The sequence below is a fragment of the Clostridioides sp. ES-S-0005-03 genome (genome assembly GCF_020658455.1).
Taxonomy (GTDB): Bacteria; Bacillota; Clostridia; order Peptostreptococcales; family Peptostreptococcaceae; genus Clostridioides.
Map to the genome: position 1 here is coordinate 1 of NZ_JACVWI010000045.1, position 248 is coordinate 248.

The window sequence follows — 248 nt, forward strand, 5'->3', positions numbered from 1 at the left end:
TGAAAGTTCTTTATGAACTTCATATTTGGGGGTGTAGCTCAGTTGGGAGAGCACTTGCCTTGCAAGCAAGGGGTCAGGAGTTCGACTCTCCTCATCTCCACCATTAAGAGTATATTACTTAAATCTTTGATTTATCTAGTAGCCTCTTACATGCACTTTTAGCTTATCTTTAGACAAGCTATGTGCGTTAGCACTTTAAGCAACAGAATAAACTGAACACATGTGAAGTTTGTTTGTTGGCGACGTGC

At 40.3% G+C, this 248-nt stretch carries 1 tRNA gene; it reads left to right on the top strand.

Features of this window, described 5'->3' with window-relative positions:
- Positions 1-27: 27 nt before the first annotated feature.
- Positions 28-103: transfer RNA gene (locus IC218_RS21765), tRNA-Ala, on the top strand.
- Positions 104-248 lie beyond the last annotated feature (145 nt).